23 protein-coding genes and 1 pseudogene are annotated in these 16777 nt (G+C 74.9%); 22 read left to right on the forward strand and 2 right to left on the reverse strand.

Annotated elements, in window-relative coordinates; all coding sequences use genetic code 11:
* Positions 1–124 precede the first annotated feature (124 nt).
* Positions 125–343, forward strand: a complete 219-nt coding sequence (locus MF408_RS00845; RefSeq protein ID WP_240249888.1) for a hypothetical protein — start codon at positions 125–127, stop codon at positions 341–343.
* Positions 344–348: 5 nt separating this feature from the next.
* On the opposite strand, the gene MF408_RS00850 is transcribed toward MF408_RS00845, so the two are convergent.
* Positions 349–915: a CheB methylesterase domain-containing protein gene (locus MF408_RS00850; protein ID WP_345893819.1), complete on the reverse strand. Its 567-nt coding sequence runs from the start codon at positions 913–915 to the stop codon at positions 349–351.
* 257 nt (positions 916–1172) lie between these two features.
* On the opposite strand from MF408_RS00850, the gene MF408_RS00855 reads away from it, so the two are divergent.
* From MF408_RS00855 to fliG, 9 genes are all read left to right on the forward strand, one after another.
* On the forward strand, positions 1173–2390 hold the full coding sequence (locus tag MF408_RS00855; RefSeq protein ID WP_240249890.1) for a CheR family methyltransferase: 1218 nt from the start codon (positions 1173–1175) through the stop codon (positions 2388–2390).
* Between the two features lies 1 nt (position 2391).
* Positions 2392–2775 carry a response regulator gene (locus MF408_RS00860; protein ID WP_240249891.1) on the forward strand — a complete coding sequence of 128 codons (384 nt, stop codon included), beginning with the start codon at positions 2392–2394 and terminating at the stop codon, positions 2773–2775.
* Positions 2772–3509, forward strand: a complete 738-nt coding sequence (locus MF408_RS00865; protein WP_240249892.1) for a response regulator — start codon at positions 2772–2774, stop codon at positions 3507–3509. Before MF408_RS00860 ends, MF408_RS00865 begins: the two co-directional genes overlap by 4 nt.
* Positions 3510–3749: 240 nt before the next feature.
* The gene (locus tag MF408_RS00870) at positions 3750–4106 is read left to right on the forward strand and encodes a hypothetical protein (protein ID WP_240249893.1); all 357 of its coding nucleotides are present in this window, start codon (positions 3750–3752) and stop codon (positions 4104–4106) included.
* A 217-nt stretch (positions 4107–4323) separates the two neighbouring features.
* Complete coding sequence (gene flgB, locus MF408_RS00875) at positions 4324–4713, forward strand: flagellar basal body rod protein FlgB (RefSeq protein ID WP_240249894.1); 390 nt, start codon at positions 4324–4326, stop codon at positions 4711–4713.
* Positions 4710–5105, forward strand: coding sequence for a flagellar basal body rod C-terminal domain-containing protein (locus MF408_RS00880; RefSeq protein WP_240249895.1), 396 nt, complete (start codon positions 4710–4712; stop codon positions 5103–5105). Before flgB ends, MF408_RS00880 begins: the two co-directional genes overlap by 4 nt.
* Positions 5105–5434, forward strand: a complete 330-nt coding sequence (gene fliE, locus MF408_RS00885; protein ID WP_240249896.1) for a flagellar hook-basal body complex protein FliE — start codon at positions 5105–5107, stop codon at positions 5432–5434. Before MF408_RS00880 ends, fliE begins: the two co-directional genes overlap by 1 nt.
* A gap of 7 nt (positions 5435–5441) precedes the next feature.
* Complete coding sequence (gene fliF, locus MF408_RS00890; protein WP_240249897.1) at positions 5442–7031, forward strand: flagellar basal-body MS-ring/collar protein FliF; 1590 nt, start codon at positions 5442–5444, stop codon at positions 7029–7031.
* A complete protein-coding gene (gene fliG / locus MF408_RS00895; protein ID WP_275693307.1) occupies positions 7028–8104 on the forward strand; it encodes a flagellar motor switch protein FliG in 1077 nt (358 codons plus the stop codon). The genes fliF and fliG overlap by 4 nt, the downstream gene beginning before the upstream one ends.
* Here the strand turns inward: fliG and MF408_RS00900 are convergent.
* The gene (locus MF408_RS00900) at positions 8070–8486 is read right to left on the reverse strand and encodes a hypothetical protein (RefSeq protein WP_240252202.1); all 417 of its coding nucleotides are present in this window, start codon (positions 8484–8486) and stop codon (positions 8070–8072) included. The genes fliG and MF408_RS00900 overlap by 35 nt on opposite strands.
* A 7-nt stretch (positions 8487–8493) precedes the next feature.
* On the opposite strand from MF408_RS00900, the gene MF408_RS00905 reads away from it, so the two are divergent.
* From MF408_RS00905 to MF408_RS00955, 12 genes and pseudogenes are all read left to right on the forward strand, one after another.
* Positions 8494–8763: a flagellar assembly protein FliH gene (locus MF408_RS00905; protein ID WP_240252203.1), complete on the forward strand. Its 270-nt coding sequence runs from the start codon at positions 8494–8496 to the stop codon at positions 8761–8763.
* A gap of 486 nt (positions 8764–9249) precedes the next feature.
* Positions 9250–9372 (forward strand): annotated as a pseudogene (locus tag MF408_RS24690) (hypothetical protein); the annotation flags it as partial.
* 10 nt (positions 9373–9382) lie between these two features.
* A complete protein-coding gene (locus tag MF408_RS24695) occupies positions 9383–10072 on the forward strand; it encodes a hypothetical protein (RefSeq protein ID WP_275693308.1) in 690 nt (229 codons plus the stop codon).
* A complete protein-coding gene (locus MF408_RS00915) occupies positions 10069–10533 on the forward strand; it encodes a flagellar FliJ family protein (protein ID WP_240249898.1) in 465 nt (154 codons plus the stop codon). Before MF408_RS24695 ends, MF408_RS00915 begins: the two co-directional genes overlap by 4 nt.
* Positions 10530–11165, forward strand: coding sequence for a C40 family peptidase (locus MF408_RS00920; protein ID WP_240249899.1), 636 nt, complete (start codon positions 10530–10532; stop codon positions 11163–11165). Before MF408_RS00915 ends, MF408_RS00920 begins: the two co-directional genes overlap by 4 nt.
* Complete coding sequence (locus MF408_RS00925; protein WP_240249900.1) at positions 11138–11479, forward strand: lytic transglycosylase domain-containing protein; 342 nt, start codon at positions 11138–11140, stop codon at positions 11477–11479. The genes MF408_RS00920 and MF408_RS00925 overlap by 28 nt, the downstream gene beginning before the upstream one ends.
* Before the next feature lie 650 nt (positions 11480–12129).
* Positions 12130–12729, forward strand: coding sequence for a flagellar hook-length control protein FliK (locus MF408_RS00930; protein WP_275693309.1), 600 nt, complete (start codon positions 12130–12132; stop codon positions 12727–12729).
* Between the two features lie 79 nt (positions 12730–12808).
* The gene (locus MF408_RS00935; RefSeq protein ID WP_275693419.1) at positions 12809–13192 is read left to right on the forward strand and encodes a flagellar hook capping FlgD N-terminal domain-containing protein; all 384 of its coding nucleotides are present in this window, start codon (positions 12809–12811) and stop codon (positions 13190–13192) included.
* Between the two features lie 39 nt (positions 13193–13231).
* Positions 13232–14080: a flagellar hook-basal body complex protein gene (locus MF408_RS00940; protein ID WP_240249902.1), complete on the forward strand. Its 849-nt coding sequence runs from the start codon at positions 13232–13234 to the stop codon at positions 14078–14080.
* A 154-nt stretch (positions 14081–14234) separates the two neighbouring features.
* Positions 14235–15287 carry a flagellar FlbD family protein gene (locus MF408_RS00945; protein WP_240249903.1) on the forward strand — a complete coding sequence of 351 codons (1053 nt, stop codon included), beginning with the start codon at positions 14235–14237 and terminating at the stop codon, positions 15285–15287.
* A complete protein-coding gene (locus MF408_RS00950) occupies positions 15287–16162 on the forward strand; it encodes a flagellar motor protein MotB (RefSeq protein ID WP_240249904.1) in 876 nt (291 codons plus the stop codon). The genes MF408_RS00945 and MF408_RS00950 overlap by 1 nt, the downstream gene beginning before the upstream one ends.
* A 156-nt stretch (positions 16163–16318) precedes the next feature.
* Positions 16319–16588: a flagellar basal body-associated FliL family protein gene (locus tag MF408_RS00955; protein ID WP_240249905.1), complete on the forward strand. Its 270-nt coding sequence runs from the start codon at positions 16319–16321 to the stop codon at positions 16586–16588.
* Positions 16589–16777: the final 189 nt, after the last annotated feature.

Below are 16777 nucleotides of genomic sequence, written 5' to 3' on the forward strand. Positions count from 1 at the left end.
CGATGTCCGCCACCGAGGACCCGACCGACGTCTGGCACGAGGCGCTCACCCGTCTGGAGCGGGACGTCGCCCGCGTCGAGGCGTTGCTGCCGCCGCCGGCCGGGGCACCCCCGCCGACGCCGCGATGGAGGTCGCCGGCGCCTGGACCGCACCTTCCGACCCGGGCCCGCTCCCGTCGGCGGCGGTCGAGCGCGCCCGTGAGCTCCTCGCCCGCCAGCAACGGGCGATCGCCGCGCTCTCGCCCGCGCTGGCAGCCGCCCGCCGGGAGGTGCGGGTCGTCGGCTCGGTCACCGCGGCGACCGGCCCGGCGGGGGCACCGGCCTACCTCGACGTCCGCGCCTAGCCACGTCAGCGGCTCGGGGTCGTGCGCGCGACGGCGGCGGCGATCCGGCCGGGCACCAGGTCCAGCGGCAGCACCTCGTCCGCGAGACCCGCTCCGGCGACGGCGCCCGGCATGCCCCAGACGACGGACGTCTGCTCGTCCTGGACCAGCACCCGGGCACCGGCCGCCGCCAGCCGGCGACAGCCGGCGAGCCCGTCGTGGCCCATGCCGCTCAGCACCACCGCGAGCACCCGCCCGCCGAACACGTCGCCGGCCGACCGGAAGAGGGCGTCGACGGCCGGGCGGCAGAAGTTCTCCTGCGGCCCCTGGTCGAGCCGCACCCGACCGGAGCCCGGCAGGCCGGCGAGACGCAGGTGGTGGTCTCCCGGCGCGACCAGGACCTCGCCGGCGACGAGCGGCTCCCCCGTCGACCGCCTCGCGGACCGGCAACCCGCACTCCCGGTCCAGCCGCTGCGCGAGCATGGCGGTGAACACCGGCGGCATGTGCTGCACGACGACGACCGGGACCGGCAGGGTCGCAGGGAGCCGCGCCAGCACCCGTGCCAACGCGTCGGGGCCACCGGTCGAGGCACCGACCACGACCACCTGCGGCGGGCCGTCGGCGGCCGGTCGCGGTGCGGCCGGCCGGTCGGGACGGCGTACGGCGTCCCCGGCAGGGCGGCCGGCGGCGACGCGGCGGCGGCCGGCGAGCGCCCGGATCCTCGGGACCAGCTCGTCGCGCACCGCGGCGACGCCCGCTGCGACGCCGCCCGCCGTGCTCGCGGGCTTCGCGACGTAGTCGCTCGCGCCCCGCGACAGCGCCTCCAGCGTCACCGCCGCACCGCGCTCGGTGAGGGGTGGAGAACATGATGATCGGCAGCCGCGGCCGGTCCTTGCGGATCTCGGCGACCGCACCGAGCCCGTCGAGGCGGGGCATCTCGACGTCGAGCACGACGACGTCGGGCTCGAGCTCGGCCACCCGCTCGAGCGCCTCGAGCCCGTCCCGCGCCTGCCCGGCCACCTCGATGTCGCCCGCCTCGGCGAGGGCGGAGGCGACCAGCCGGCGGACGACGGCGGAGTCGTCGACGACGAGCACACGGATCACGCGCTCCTCATCGGCGCGGCCGGCACGGTCCTGAGCGGACCCGGCAACGTGCGCCGACCGCTCAGGAACGCTGCGCCCGGCCCGATGGGAAGGGCATGGTGCCCCCCGTCGACACGTTCGCCGCGGTCGCGGACCTGGTGCGCCGCGAGACGGGGATGGTCTACGAGGCCGGCAAGGAGTACCTGGTCGAGGCCCGGCTGCGACCGCTCGCCGACACCGCGGGCTGCACGGTCGCCGACTACGTCCGCCGGCTCCCCCCGCGACCCGGCCGAGCGACGCAAGGCCGTCGACGCGCTGACCATCAACGAGACCAGCTGGTTCCGCGACCAGGCGCCGTACCGCGCGTTCACGGACGTGCTGCTGCCGGCGCTCCTCGAGGAGCGCGCGGAGCGTCGCCACCTCCGCATCTGGAGCGCCGCCTGCTCCAGCGGGCAGGAGGCCTACTCGATCGCGATGCTGCTCGACCAGCACCTGCCGCCGGGCTGGACGAGCGAGATCGTCGCGAGCGACGTCTCGACCCGGATGCTGGAGCGCGTCCGCGAGGGTCGCTACTCCCAGGTCGAGATGAACCGCGGGCTCCCGGCGTCGCACCTGGTCCGGTACTTCACCCGGGCGGGCAACCAGTGGCAGGTCGTCCCACGGCTGCGGGCGATGGTCACCGTGCGCCACCAGAACCTGGCTGCTCCGTTCCTCGGGCTCGGCGCGTTCGACGTGGTGCTGCTCCGCAACGTCCTCATCTACTTCGACCAGGCCACCCGGCACGACGTCCTCCGGCGGATGCGGCCGGCGGTCGCGCCGGGCGGCTACCTGCTCCTGGGCTCGACGGAGACGACCGTCGACCTGCCACCCGACCTGGAGGCCGCGTGGAGGCGGGAGCAGGTCGGGCGGGTGCAGGTGCACCGTCCGGCCGCCACCGCCCGTGGTGTCCGCCGCCACCCCGCGCCGACCCCGACAGGAGCCTGACATGCGCGCGTTGATCATCGACGACTCACGGGCGATGCGCAGCATCCTGCGGCGCATCGTCACCGGCCTCGGGTTCGAGACCACCGAGGCCGCCCACGGGCAGGAGGCGCTGGACCTCCTCCACGAGGGCCTCGCTCCCGACCTGTGCCTCATCGACTGGAACATGCCGGTCATGGACGGCTACACGTTCCTCACCCGCGTCCGCGACGAGCCTGCATGGCGGTCGATCACCCTGATGATGGTCACCACGGAGAGCGAGCAGCGCCAGATCGTCCGCGCACTCGCGGCCGGTGCTCACGAGTACGTCATCAAGCCGTTCACCCCGGACGCCATCGCCGACAAGCTCGCGCTGCTCGGCCTGCTCCCCGCGGAGGCGGGCGCATGACCACGGGCGCCTCCACCGCCGCTCCGGACCCGGCGGACGTCGCATCGGTGGTCACGGAGGTCTGGGCCTCGTTCGCGGGCGACGGCGCCCCGTTGGCGGCCGGCCGCACCGGCTCCGCGGCCGACCGCACGTGGTGCGGCGTCGTGTCGGTCGCCGGCGGCTGGCGGGGCACCGTGGTCGTCGAGATCGACGACGCCGCCGCCCGCGCGGTCGCCGCGGCGATGCTCGGCGTGGCCGACGATGCCGACATCACCGACGACGACGTGACCGACGCCGTCGGGGGAGCTGGCCAACATGGTGGGCGGCAACGTCAAGGGCCTGATGCCCGGGCCGAGCACGCTCTCGCTCCCCTCGGTCGCGGCCGGTCCCGTGGCCGTCCCCTCCGGTGCGCGTGTGGTCGCGCGCGTCGACCTGCCCCGCGCGGAGGCGCCGCTGCGCGTGTCCGTCCACTGCCCGCACGAACCACGAGGAGCTCGATGAAGATCCTGATCGCCGACGACAGCCGCGTGATGCGGCAGATCGTCATCCGCACGCTGCGTCAGGCCGGGCACGGCGGGCACGACATCCTGGAGGCCGAGAACGGCCGGGTCGCGCTCGAGCTGGTGCGGAGCGAGTCGCCCGACCTGGTGCTCTCGGACTGGAACATGCCGGAGATGACGGGCATCGAGTGCCTGACGGCGCTGCGCGCGGCGGGGTCCCCGGTGGCCTTCGGGTTCGTGACGTCCGAGGGGTAGGAGGAGATGCGCCGCCGCGCGACCGACGCCGGCGCCGCTTTCCTCATCGCCAAGCCGTTCACCCCGGAGGCGTTCGACGAGGCCCTCCGCGGCGTCCTGTAGGGAGGACCTCGGTGCCCGTCCACCTTCCCCGGACCCAAGCAGGTCAAGGACGTCCTCGAGGGGCTCCTCGGGCGCGACGTCACGCTGACGCCCGCCGCGCCGTTCGCGCCCGGCCCCACGACACCGGCCTCGGTCGCGGTGTACGTCGACGACGGTGCGCGCACCTGCGCGGTCGTCGCCTGCGACCTGGCGCTGTCGGCGTACGCCGGCGCCGCGCTCGCGCTGGTGCCGCCGGGCGCCGCCGCCGAGGCGGTCGCGGACGGCAAGCTCCCCGACCCGCTGGCCGAGAACCTCTACGAGGTGCTCAACGTCGCCGCGTCCGCCTTCAACGTGCCCGGCGCCGAGCACCTCCGCCTCCACGCGCTGCACCCGGCCGGTCCCCCGCTCGACCCGGCTGTGCGGCTGCAGACGCTGACGCTCGGCCGCCGCGAGGACCTGGCGGTCGACGTGGCCGGCTACGGCAGCGGTGCCCTGAGCATCGTCCTCCTGGCGTGACCCTCGCGTGACCGGCACCGGGTGATCCAGGCCTCCCGGGACCTAGGTCCTGACTTCGGCCCGACCCGGTCCGAGTTGGTCCGCGCCGCTCAGGTCGCCGGCACGGGCGCCGATCGGAGCGGCGAGCAGGGGATCGCTCACCCCCAGGCCGACGGACCGGCCACCGCCCAGCACAGCGCGCCCCTCCGGGCGTGACTCCCCTCGGAGGTCCTCCCTGGTGTCCATCGCCGGTCCTGGTCCCGTCGGCCCTGATCCCGTCGGCCCTGATCCCGTCGGCTTCGCCCTGCACGCCGCGATGAACGGTCTCTCCGTGCGGCAGCGCGTGGTGGCCGACAACATCGCGAACGTCGACACTCCCGGCTTCCGCGCGACCAGCGTCGACTTCGAGAGCTCGCTCCAGCGGGCGATCGACCGGGGCCGGGTGACGGCCGCGAGCCCGCTGGCGGTCGAGGTCGCGCCCACGCTGACGCCGGTGGGCGCCAACGGCAACAACGTCGACCTCCGCAAGGAGTCGATCGCGGCCATCCAGACCCAGTACCAGTACCAGGTGGTCGGCCGCGCGATCAGCGAGCGGCACGGCCTGGTCAGCAAGGCGGCCCAGGGATGAGCGGCGCCTTCGAGACCCTGCGCATCGCCAACACCGCGCTCGGCGCCCACCAGGTGTGGCTCGACGCCCTGGCCGGCAACATCGCCAACGCCAACACCGTCACCTCCACCGACGAGGAGGCGTTCCAGGCGACGTTCGTCCGGTTCCAGCCGCGTGCGGACGGAGGCGTCGACGTGGCCGGGTTCGCCGGCTCCGACCCCGAGGGCCGTGTGGTGCACGACCCGGGCCACCCGCTCGCCGACGAGGACGGCTACGTCCGCGCACCCGAGGTCGACATGTCGTCGCAGATGAGCCAGCTGATCATGGCCCAGCGCGGCTTCCAGGCCGCCGTGCAGGTGACCAAGACGGCCCAGGACACCTACGACACCGCGCTCCGGATCGGGGGCCAGTGATGAGCACGATGCCGATCGACCCCACCGCCGGGATCGTCGGACCGCTCGGCCCGACCGGACCCGCCGGGATCGACCGCTCCACCCTGGCGCCTGCCGCGCCCACGGACGGCGCCGGGTTCGGCGAGCTGCTGCTCGACGGGCTCGACCGGCTCGAGGGCCTGACCGACCGTGCCGACGGTCTCGCCGTCGACGCCGCGACCGGCCGGCTCGAGAACGTCCACGACTACACGATCGCCGCGAGCGAGGCCTCGGTCGCGACCCAGCTGACGGTCGCGGTGCGCAACAAGGCCGTCGAGGCGTTCAACGAGATCCTCCGCATGCAGGTCTGAGGTCACGATGCGCACCACCCTCACCGGGCTGCTCACCCGCGCCCGCCGGACCATCGCCACCCTCACCGCCGGTCAGCGCGCGATCGCGCTCGTCGGTGCCGCCGCGCTGCTCGTCGGGGCGTTCCTCGTCGTGCGGTGGGCGTCGACCCCGAGCTACGCGCCGCTGTTCTCCGACCTGTCCGGTGCCGACGCGAGCGCCGTCATCGAGGAGCTCGACGCGCAGGGCATCCCCTACGAGCTCAGCAACGGCGGCTCGACGATCATGGTGCCCCGCTCCGACGTCTACTCCACCAGGATCGCGCTGTCCGGGCAGGGCCTCCCTGCGGCCTCGGACTCCGGCTACAGCCTGCTCGACGACGCCGACCTCTCCACCTCCGAGTTCAAGGAGCAGACCGACTTCAAGCGGGCGATGGAGGGCGAGCTCTCCTCGACGATCGAGGCGATCGACGGCGTCGAGACGGCCGTGGTCCGCCTCACCCTGCCGGAGAAGGAGGTCTTCAGCGACGACCAGACCGAGCCGACCGCGTCGGTCCTCGTCGACACCCCGCAGGGCAGCACCCTCGCCGCCGACCAGGTGCAGGCGGTCGTCCACCTCGTCGCCTCGAGCGTCGAGCGCCTCGACCCCGAGCGGGTCACCGTCGCGGACGCCACCGGCACGATGCTGACCGACCCCGAGGCGGGCAACGGCGCCGGGTCCACCAACGTGCGCGCCTCGGCCGTCACGGAGTTCCAGGACCGCATGGAGGCGGAGATCCAGGCCGTGCTCGACCGGGTCGTCGGAGCCGGCAACGCGATCACCGACGTCACCGCCGACCTCAACTTCGACACCTCCGTGACCGACACCCGGACCTACGAGGTGCCCGACGACGACGTGCCGCCGCTGGCGGAGTCCCGCAGCACCGAGACCTACAGCGGGCCGGCCGACGCCGCCGACGGCGGCGGGATCGTCGGCCCCGACGGCCAGATGGACCCGGGCGCCGGCGGAACCGGCGACGACTCGGCGTACGAGAACTCCGAGGTGACCCGGGACAACGCGGTCAACGAGACCCGCGAGCGCCGGGAGGCCGCTCCCGGCGAGGTCGACAGCATCCACGTGGGCGTCGTGCTGGACGCCGCGCGGACCGCCACGATCGACCCCGACCACGTCGAGGAGCTGATCACCGCCGCCATCGGCATCAAGCCGCGGCGCGGCGACACCATCGAGGTGGCCGCGATGCCGTTCGACCGGTCCGCGGAGGAGGCCGCGGCCGCCGAGATCGCCGCCGCCGAGGCCGCCGACGCCCGGGATCGCCGCAACGACATCTTGATGGCGGTCGCCGTGTTCCTCGGCATCGCGCTGCTGGTGCTGCTCGCCTGGCTGCAGGCGCGCCGGCGCACGAAGCGGCGCGAGGAGGCGACGACGTACGTCGTCGAGCAGCTGCGCGCCGAGGCCGCCGCGCGGGCCGCCGTCGAGGCACCCGTGCCCGCGGTCGCCGCGCTCGAGGCCGTCGAGCCGGACGAGAACGCCCAGCTCCAGGACGAGCTGCGTGCGTTGGTGGAGCGGCAGCCCGAGGACGTGGCCGCGCTGCTCCGCGGCTGGCTGGTGGAGCCGCGATGAGCACCGCACCCAGCACCTCGGTGGGCACCTCACTGGGCACCGCACCGGGCGCAGCGGCATCGGGAGCCCCGCTCGGCAGCGCCGGTGTCCGCAAGGCCGCGATCCTGCTGATCCAGCTCGGCAAGGACCGCGCGGCCCCGGTGCTCGGCCACCTCGGCGAGTCGGAGGTGGAGGCGATCTCCGCCGAGATCGCCCGGCTCGACCGGGTCACGGCGGAGGAGACCGAGCAGGTCCTCGTCGAGTTCCGCGACATGGCCACGGCCCACGCGCACGTGACCCAGGGCGGGTTCCGCTTCGCCCAGCAGCTGCTCGAGCAGTCGCTCGGCCCGGAGCGGGCGGGCGAGATCATGCAGCGGCTGCACGCCGCCCAGGTGCAGATGCCCTTCCAGTTCCTGCACCGTGCCGACCCCGCGCAGCTGCGCAGCTTCATCGCCGACGAGCACCCGCAGGTGATCGCGCTCGTGCTCGCGCACATGAGCGCGGACAAGGCGTCCCTGCTGCTCGGCGGGCTGCCCGCGCACCAGCAGGCGGTCGTCGCCCACCGGATCGCGGTGATGGATCGGACCAGCCCCGAGATCGTGCGCACCGTCGAGGCCATCCTCGAGCGGAAGCTGTCCTCGATGCTGCAGCCGGCCGAGGTCTCGCGGGTGGGAGGTGTCGACCCGCTGGTCAACATCATCAACCGCTCCGACCGCCCGACCGAGCGGCAGATCGTCGAGGGCCTCGAGGGCCTGGACCCGTCGCTCGCCGACGAGGTCAAGAGCCGGATGTTCATGTTCGAGGACATCGTCAACCTCGACGACCGCTCGGTGCAGCAGGTGCTCCGCCAGGTCGACACCGCCGAGCTCGCGCTGGCGATCAAGGGCGTGAGCGAGCAGGTGCGCGCCAAGATCACGCAGAACCTCTCCGAGCGCGCGGCCCAGAACCTGATGGAGGAGGTCGAGCTCCTCGGGGCGGTCCGCCTCGTCCAGGTGGAGGAGGCCCAGCAGGGCGTCATCCGCACCATCCGGCAGCTGGAGGAGCAGGGCCTGATCATGATCAACCGGGGCAACGATGACCAGCTCGTCGTCTGACCGCCCGGCGCCGGTCGTCGAGGCGGTCGCCCTGCCCGAGCTGCGCAACGGCCGCTGGACGCGGCTGGGCAGCGACCCGCTGCTCGGCGACCAGGTGACCGAGGCCGTGCTCGGCGAGGTCGCCGAGCGGGTCCGCGCCGCCGCGACCGCCGAGGGGTACGCCGTCGGCTGGGCGCAGGGCCGTCGGGACGCGGCGGCGGCCGCCGCGGCCGAGGCGCGGGACCGGGCCGAGCAGCACGCCGTCGACGACGCGCGGCGCGAGGCCGAGCACCGGGCGGCGGTCGAGGCGCTCGGCCGGGCCGCCGACGACGTCCGGTCGCACCTGGGCCGGTTGGCCGCAGCGTTGGAGGACCAGGCGACGACGCTCGCGGCGGCCCCTCACCGAGGAGGTGCTGGGGCACGCCGTGCGTGCGGTGACCGCACCCGACGTGGTCCGGCGGGTGCTCGACGTGCTCCCCGCGACCGCGGTCGCGCGGGTCCACCTGCACCCCTCGGTCGCCGACGACCCCGCGGTCGGGTCGCTGGCCGACCGCGGACTCGACGTCGTGGCCGACCCCGCCCTCGACCGGGCGGACGCCCTCGTCGACTGCGACGGCTCGATCGTCGACCTGCGGGTCGGCGAGGCGATGGCCCGCGTGCGGGACGTGCTGACCCGATGACGGCGCTCACCGACGACATCCGCGACCGGGCCCTCGCCGCCGCCCGGCCGCGGCGTCTGGGGACGGTGGCCGAGCTCGTCGGCCTCCACCTCGTGGTCCGCGGGATCCGCGCCGGCCTCGGGGACCTGGTCGAGGTCGCGACGGCGGGCGGACGGCCGCTGCTCGCCGAGGTCGCCGCCCTCCGGGGAGACGGGATGGTGTGCCTGCCGCTGGGGCCGACCGCCGGCACCCGGGTCGGCGACCTCGTGCGCCACACCGGCGGACCGCTCCTCGTGGGCGTCGGCGACGCGCTGCGCGGCCGGGTCCTCGACGGTCTCGGACGCCCGGTCGACGGCGGTGCGCCGCTCCCCCGGGCTGCCCCGGGTGCCGGTCGACCTCGACGCGCCCGACCCGCTCTCCCGCCCGCGGATCACCGAACCGCTCGCCCTCGGCGTACGCGCACTCGACGCGCTGGTGCCCTGCGGGGTCGGGCAGCGGATGGGGATCATGGCGGGCTCCGGCGTCGGCAAGTCGTCCCTGCTCTCGATGATCGCCCGCGGCGCCGACGCCGACGTCAACGTGATCGCGCTCGTCGGCGAGCGCGGCCGCGAGGTCCGCGAGTTCATCGAGGCCGACCTCGGTGACGCCGGGCTGGCGCGGTCGGTCGTGGTCGTCGCGACCTCGGACGCCCCCCGCCGTCGAGCGGCTGCGCGCCGCCTTCGTGGCGACCAGGATCGCCGAGTGGTTCCGCGACGCCGGCAACCGCGTGGTGCTGATGATGGACTCCCTGACCCGGGTCGCGATGGCACAGCGGGAGATCGGCCTGTCCGCCGGGGAGCCGCCGGCCACCCGCGGCTACCCACCCAGCGTCTTCGGGCTCCTCCCCCGCCTGCTCGAGCGCGCCGGCACCTCCGCCGCCGGCTCGATCACCGGCCTCTACACCGTGCTGGTCGAGGGCGACGACCTCCAGGACCCGATCGGTGACACCGCCCGCTCGATCCTCGACGGCCACGTGGTCCTCTCCCGCGACCTCGCCACCGCCGGGCACTTCCCCGCGGTCGACGTGCTGGAGTCGATCTCGCGGCTGACCTCTTCGGTCACCAGCGCGGAGGAGGGCGAGGCCGCGACGCGGCTCCGACGGATGCTCGCCGCCCACCGCTCCGTGCGCGAGCTGGTCGAGATCGGGGCCTACGTCGCCGGCGCCGACCCGGACGCCGACGCCGCGCTCGCCCGCCTCCCGCGGATCCACGACTTCCTGCGGCAGCGGATGGACGACGTCACGCCGGCCGCCGACACCTGGCGCCGCCTCGCGGAGCTGGTGGCTCCGTGACCGGGCACAGGGACGACGCCGGCCTCGGCGCGGTGGCGCGGGTGCGCGCCGTGCGCGAGCAGGACGACCGGATCGGGCTCCGGCTGGCGCTGGCCGAGGCCGCGACCCGGCACGAGCGCACGGAGGAGCTGCTCGGCATGCTCGCCCGCAGCCCCGTCACCGGGACCCTGCCCCCCCGGGAGCTGCTCGGGCAGCGGGCCGCGCTGGGCCGGCTCGGTGCCGCCGTCAGCGACGCCGAGGCCTCCGCCCGCACCGCCGACGCGGTGACCGCCGAGGCCCGGACCCGCTGGGAGGCGGCGCGCACCAGGCTGGCCGCCGTCGAACGGCTGCTCGAGGCGCGGGCCGCCCGCCGCCGGGCCGACGCCGAGCGGCGGACCGCGAAGGAGGCCGACGACCTCGCTGCCCAGCGCTGGCTGCGCGCGACCGCGCGCACGGCCCGGCCCGAGGAGCGCACCCGATGAGCATCGACCAGGTGACCGCACGGATCGGGGAGATCCAGACGCAGCTCGCGCGGTTCGTGTCCGTGCGCCCGGCCGCGGGCACGGCGGCCGCCGGCTTCACGACCGAGCTGGCCGCCGCCACCGGCACCGGCGTCACCGGCGCCGACGTGGTCGCCGAGGCGAAGAAGTACCTCGGCCTCCCCTACGTCTGGGGCGGCACGAGCATCGAGACCGGCGTCGACTGCTCCGGGCTGGTGCAGTCGGTCTACCGGGCGCTGGGCTACGACCTCCCGCGGGTCTCGGCGGACCAGGCCCGCGCCGGGACCCCGGTGGCGAGCCTGGCCGAGGCGCAGCCCGGCGACCTGATCGCATGGGACAGCTCCAGCCGCAACAACGGCGCCGACCACATCGCGATCTACATCGGCGACGGCAAGATGATCGAGGCCCCGCGCACCGGGCTCGACGTGCGGATCGTCGACGTCCCGTCGGAGCCCGACTACATCCGGCGGATCATCGAGACCCCGGTGGCGACCGCGCCGGTCTCGGTCCTCGCCCCCCCAACGCGCTCACCATGGCGCAGGTGCCGCCGTCGACGCCGTACGCCGACCTCATCAACGCCGCGGCGATGCGCACCGGCGTCCCCGCCGACCTGATCGCGGCCGTCGCGAAGCAGGAGTCGGGCTTCGACCCGCGGGCCGTCAGCCACGCCGGCGCCCAGGGGATCATGCAGCTGATGCCCGGCACCGCCCGGGGGCTCGGGGTGCAGGACCCGTTCGACCCGGCGCAGGCGATCGACGGCGGCGCCCGGCTGCTGCGCGACCTGCTCGACCGGTTCGGGCGGACCGACCTCGCGCTGGCGGCGTACAACGCCGGCCCCGGCGCGGTGCTGCGCTACGACGGCATCCCGCCGTACGCCGAGACCCGCGCCTACGTGCGCAGCGTGATGGCGCTGCTCGAGGAGAGGTGAGCGACCCGTGAACCTGGCACCGATCCTTCCCGCGCCCGCGACGGCGCCCGCGCCCGACGGGGGGCACGTCGACCGCCGACGGCGGCCCGGCGTCCGACGGCGGCTTCCTCGCCGCGCTCGCCACCGCGCTGGGCGAGGCCGCCGGACCGCTCCCGGCACCCTCGATCGGCCAGCCGGACGCCCATCCGGACGTCCAGCCGGACTCCCCAGCCGGACGCGGGGACCACCGGGGGGTCGCCCACGGACCGGCAGCCCGACGTCACCGTGGTCGTCGCGCTGCCGGCCGTGGTCCCCGGCGCGGCCGGCGTCCCGCCGCTGCCACCGTTGCTCCCGCCGGCCGCCGCGTCGGTCCTCCCGCCGGCCGACCCGGTCGCGGCCGCCGGAGCCGCGCTCGCCGCACCAGCCGACATCCCCCCTCGGCGCGCCGCTCGACGTCGGGACCGCGACCGGGGCTGCCGTCGCCGGGCCGGACGACGCCCGTGCCGCCGCGCCGCCGGCCGGTCGGCCGCTGGCCGCACCAGCCGCGGTCACGGCAGCCGCGGCCACCCTCCCGGTGGACACCACCCCGGCCGTCCCGGCCGCCGCAGCGGACCCGGCGTCGCCGGCAGCACCGGTCGCCGTCCCGCCCGACCAGGGTCCACCGGCCCCCGGTGGTCCGGCAGCCACGACAGCCGCCCCGGTCGCGCCGGCCGGCCCGGTCACGCCGGCCGGCCCGGTCACGCCGGGCGTGCCACCGCCCGAGCCGGGCACCCCGGAGGCCGTGGCACGGCAGCTGTTCCCCGAGGTCACCCGGATCTCGACCGGACGCGAGGGGGACGCACCGGCTCACGGTGACGCTGCAACCCGCGCACCTCGGTGAGGTGCGCGTGACGCTCGTCGTCCGGGACGGGAGCGTCCACGTCAGCCTGGCGGGCGAGCAGGCCACGACCGCCCTCCTCCAGGGCGCGCCGGAGCTGCGCCGGCTGCTCGAGCAGGCGGGAGCGGTCGAGGCCCGCGTCGTCGTGCGCGACGCACCCGCACCCGCTCCGGACGGCCACCCCGGCCCGCGCGACGACGGCACCGCCGCCCGCCACGACGGCGGCGGGCCCGGCGGCCACGACCACGACCGCCGTCCCGGCACCGCTGGCGGCGCCGACGACGGCGCCGCCAGGGCCCCTGGCGCCACCGATCCCGCCGGGACACCGCGACGCGCGGCGCCGGTCCCCCCGATCCCCCACCCGACGACCGGCCGGCTCGACCGGCTGGTGTGAGGAGGCAGCACATGTCCGTCCCGTCCCCGAGGGCGTCACCGCCACCCCGTGGTCGCCGCCACCCCAGGCGAGCGCAGGCCTGGGCGACCAGCAGCTGTTCCTGGAGCTGATGGTCACGCAGCTGCGCTACCAGGACCCGCTCAACCCGACCGACTCCGCCGACTTCCTCGCCCAGACCGCCCAGTTCACCGCCTTGGAGAAGATGCAGGCGGTCGCCGACCAGACGGCGATGCTGGTGTCGACCCAGCTGGCCTTCGGCGCGGGCTCACTGGTGGGCAAGACCGTCCAGTGGGTCGACGAGACCGGTGCGGAGCACACGGGGACCGTGCGCGGGACGACGTTCCTGGCCACCGGCCCGGTGCTCGACGTGGACGGCGAGGACGTCCCCATCACCAGCCTGCTCGGCGTGGGCGGTTCCGACTCCCCCGCCCCGACCGACCCGACCGCTCCCGCGGCCGGCTGAACGACCGCCCCACCCACCCCCCACCGAGAGGAACAACCCATGTTGCGCTCGCTCTTCGCCGGCATCAGTGGCCTGCGGACCAACCAGACGATGCTCGACGTCACCGGCAACAACATCGCCAACGCCAACACCACCGGGTTCAAGGCCAGCACCACGGTGTTCTCCGACACCCTCAGCCAGATGCTGACCGCGTCGTCCGGCCAGAACGCGGGGCGTGGCGGCACCAACCCGATCCAGGTCGGCCTCGGCGTGCAGCTCGCGGCGACCAGCACGAACTTCAACCAGGGCGCGCCGCAGACCACCGGACGGATGACCGACCTGATGATCACCGGCGACGGCTTCTTCGTCGTCCGCGACGGCGGGCAGAGCTTCTTCACCCGCGCCGGCGCCTTCTCCTTCGACGAGTCCGGGCGGCTGTGCGCCCCCAACGGCATGCGGGTCCAGGGCTTCCGGCTCGACGCCGCCGGCGACCCGGTCGGCGGGCCCGTCGACGTCAGCCTCGACACCGCGGGCCTCAGGCTGCCGCCGGGCGTCGAGCTGACGTCGTACTCCATCGGCGCCGACGGCAAGCTGCGCGGCGTGTTCTCCGACGACGTGCAGCGTGACATCGTCCAGCTCGCCATCGCCGACTTCGCGAACCCGATGGGGCTGGAGAAGACCGGCGACACCATGTACCGCGAGTCCGCCAACTCCGGCGCCGCCGACCTCGGGGTGGCCGGGCAGGGCGAGCGCGGCCAGGTGATGGCCGGCGCGCTGGAGATGTCGAACGTCGACCTGTCGGCCGAGTTCACCAACCTGATCCTCGCCCAGCGCGGGTTCCAGGCGAGCGCGCGGGTGATCACCACCTCCGACCAGGTGCTCGACGAGCTCGTCAACATCAAGCGCTGACCCTGGGCAGCGGCGGCGCAGGATCCACGGGAGATCCGGGCTAAGGAGCACGCCGCCGCTGCCGATACCAGTGCTGACGGGCCACGGACGGCCCGTCGACAGCCAGGACCGCCGGCGCGACTGCCGGCGGGTCGACGCACACGGAGGTGCGGACATGATCGAGCTCACCCGGCTCTCCGGGTCGGTGTTCCTGCTCAACGTGGACCTCATCGAGCGGGTGGACCGCACGCCCGACACGGTGATCACGCTCGTCGACGGCAAGAAGTACGTCGTGGAGGAGTCCCTCGCCGAGGTCTGCGACGAGGTGGTGGCCTATCGCGCCTCGATCATCGCCGCCGCCTCCGCCTTCGACGGCCAGGGCACCCCGCTCGGTCGCGACCCCCGCCTCGCGGCGGTCACACCGGTGACGCCGCTCGGCCCTCGCACCCGCGGAGGGGGAGTCGTGAAGGACCCGGCAACCGCGATCGGCATCGGACTCGCGCTCGTCGTCATCTGCGTCGCCAACGTCCTCGAGGGCGGCTCCCCGACCAGCCTGCTCCTCCTCCCCCCGATGCTGCTGGTGTTCGGCACGACGCTGCTGATCACGATCGCCGGTGGCACGATGGCCGACGCCAAGGACGCGTTCCGCAGCCTCCGCCGGGCGTTCACGGGCGGCGCCGAACCGGTCGACGACCTCGTCCCCCAAGTGGTCGAGCTCGCCGACAAGGCGCGCCGGGAGGGGCTCCTCGCACTCGAGGACGCCCTCACCGACCACGACCCGTTCCTCGTCAAGGGCGTGACGATGGCGATCGACGGCACCGACCCCGAGGAGGTCCGGGAGATCCTCGAGGCGGAGATCGACGCCAAGAAGCGAGCCGACCGCCAGGCCGCGAAGTTCTTCCGCGACGCCGGCGGGTACGCGCCCACCATCGGCATCGTCGGCACCGTCATGGGGCTGGTGCACGTGCTCGAGAAGCTCGCCCAGCCCGACGAGCTCGGACACCTCATCGCCGGCGCCTTCGTCGCCACCCTGTGGGGCGTGTTGTCGGCCAACGTGCTCTGGCTGCCGATCGCCAACCGCCTCCGGCGGCTGTCGGAGCTGGAGTGCGCCCGGATGGAGGTCACCCTCGAAGGCGTCGCCGCGATCCAGGCGGGTGCCAACCCCCGGCTGGTCGCGGAGAAGCTGCGCTCGCTGCTCCCGGCGACGCCCACCCAGGAGGCCGCCTGATGGCGCGCCGACGACGCGACGACCAGGACGAGGAGCACACCGACGAGCGGTGGCTGGTGACCTACGCCGACATGGTCACGCTGCTGATGGTGCTCTTCATCGTCATGTTCGCAATGTCCAACGTGGACGAGCGCAAGTACCAGGACCTCAAGTCCTCCCTCGCCGACGGCTTCGGCCGCTCGACCTCGATCCTCAACGGCGCCAGCCCGACGCTCGACGAGCGGGGCCCGACCGAGCCGTCCGCTCCCACCTACGACCGCCTGCTCGAGCAGCTGACGACCTCCGAGCAGCGGCTGGTGGCCGAGTACGTCGCCGACAGGGACCGGCTGCGCCAGCAGCGGGCCCACGCCGGGGCCGCCGACGACGTGGAGCGGTTGCTGGCGGTCCGGCGGAAGATCGACCGCGCGCTGCGGGCCGCGGGCCTGCGCGGCGACGTGAGGACGACGATCGACGAGCGGGGCCTGGTCGTCAGCCTGGTGTCGCGGCACGTGGTGTTCCAGCCAGACGTCGCGCGGCTGACCGACCGCGGCCGCCGGGTCGTCGACGCGGTCGCGCCGGTGCTCGCTGAGCTCACGGAGCCGATCCAGGTCGACGGCCACACCAACCAGGAGCCGGTGCGGCCGCGCTACTTCCCCACCGACTGGGAGCTGTCGGCGGCGCGCGCGGTCCACGTGCTGCGACGGCTCAACGAGGTCAACGGGCTGCCTGCCGACCGGCTCCGCGCCACCGGCTACGGCCACACCCGGCCGCTGGTCGACCCCGACCGGCCCGGTTCCCAGCGCATCAACAAGCGCGTGGACCTGGTGGTGCTCAGCCAGGGACCCGCTGCCACCCGTGCCCGGATCGCGGCCGCCCACGAGGAGGAGACGTCGTGACCACCACCGCCGCCCCGCCCGAGGAGGAGGCGCCGCCCCGGTCGCGCCGGCGGACGCTGGTGGTCCTGCTGGTCGCGCTGCTCGGGGTCGCCGCCGCCGGCTGGTTCCTCGTCCTCGCGCCGTTGCGCGCGGACCCCGGTCCCCGAGCCCGGCGCGGTGGTGCCGCTCGACCCCGTGCAGATCAACCTCGCGGAGGGCCACTACCTGCGGCTCGGCATCTCCCTGCAGCTGACCGCGGAGGCGCACGAGGTCGACGGCAGCCTGGCGCTGGACGCGGCGATCCAGGTCTTCAGCGGCCGCACGGCCGCCGAGCTCGCGAACAGCAACCGGCGCGAGGCGTTGCGCAGCAGGCTCGTGGAGCGCCTGGACGGGGGCTACGACGGCGACGTGATGGGGGTGTACTTCACCGAGTTCGTCACGGAGTGAGCAAGGGGCCGTCCTGACCGATCGGACAGGACCGATCGGATAGGGCGGCCTGGCCCGGACGGGCCATCCGGGACCGACCGTCCGGTCGGCCCCGAACCGCTCAGGTCGGCGTGCCCTCCGACGATGGGGCATCCGTGACCGTCGCTGCCGCCTCCTCGCGCCCCCGGCCGGGCGCCGCGGGGACGCCGG

It is taken from the genome of Nocardioides sp. TF02-7 (assembly GCF_022437945.1).
In the GTDB taxonomy this organism is placed as follows: domain Bacteria; phylum Actinomycetota; class Actinomycetes; order Propionibacteriales; family Nocardioidaceae; genus Nocardioides.

What these genes read in the sequence shown, in the direction of transcription:
- fliF (WP_240249897.1), top strand. Translation starts at nt 5,442, where the DNA reads ATGCGCACCACCCTCACCGGGCTGCTCACCCGCGCCCGCCGGACCATC.
- MF408_RS00925 (WP_240249900.1), top strand. Translation starts at nt 11,138, where the DNA reads ATGCGCACCGGCGTCCCCGCCGACCTGATCGCGGCCGTCGCGAAGCAG.
- MF408_RS00880 (WP_240249895.1), top strand. Translation starts at nt 4,710, where the DNA reads ATGAGCGGCGCCTTCGAGACCCTGCGCATCGCCAACACCGCGCTCGGC.
- MF408_RS00845 (WP_240249888.1), top strand. Translation starts at nt 125, where the DNA reads ATGGAGGTCGCCGGCGCCTGGACCGCACCTTCCGACCCGGGCCCGCTC.
- fliE (WP_240249896.1), top strand. Translation starts at nt 5,105, where the DNA reads ATGAGCACGATGCCGATCGACCCCACCGCCGGGATCGTCGGACCGCTC.
- MF408_RS00920 (WP_240249899.1), top strand. Translation starts at nt 10,530, where the DNA reads ATGAGCATCGACCAGGTGACCGCACGGATCGGGGAGATCCAGACGCAG.
- MF408_RS00945 (WP_240249903.1), top strand. Translation starts at nt 14,235, where the DNA reads ATGATCGAGCTCACCCGGCTCTCCGGGTCGGTGTTCCTGCTCAACGTG.
- MF408_RS00865 (WP_240249892.1), top strand. Translation starts at nt 2,772, where the DNA reads ATGACCACGGGCGCCTCCACCGCCGCTCCGGACCCGGCGGACGTCGCA.
- MF408_RS00950 (WP_240249904.1), top strand. Translation starts at nt 15,287, where the DNA reads ATGGCGCGCCGACGACGCGACGACCAGGACGAGGAGCACACCGACGAG.
- fliG (WP_275693307.1), top strand. Translation starts at nt 7,028, where the DNA reads ATGAGCACCGCACCCAGCACCTCGGTGGGCACCTCACTGGGCACCGCA.
- MF408_RS00860 (WP_240249891.1), top strand. Translation starts at nt 2,392, where the DNA reads ATGCGCGCGTTGATCATCGACGACTCACGGGCGATGCGCAGCATCCTG.
- MF408_RS00940 (WP_240249902.1), top strand. Translation starts at nt 13,232, where the DNA reads ATGTTGCGCTCGCTCTTCGCCGGCATCAGTGGCCTGCGGACCAACCAG.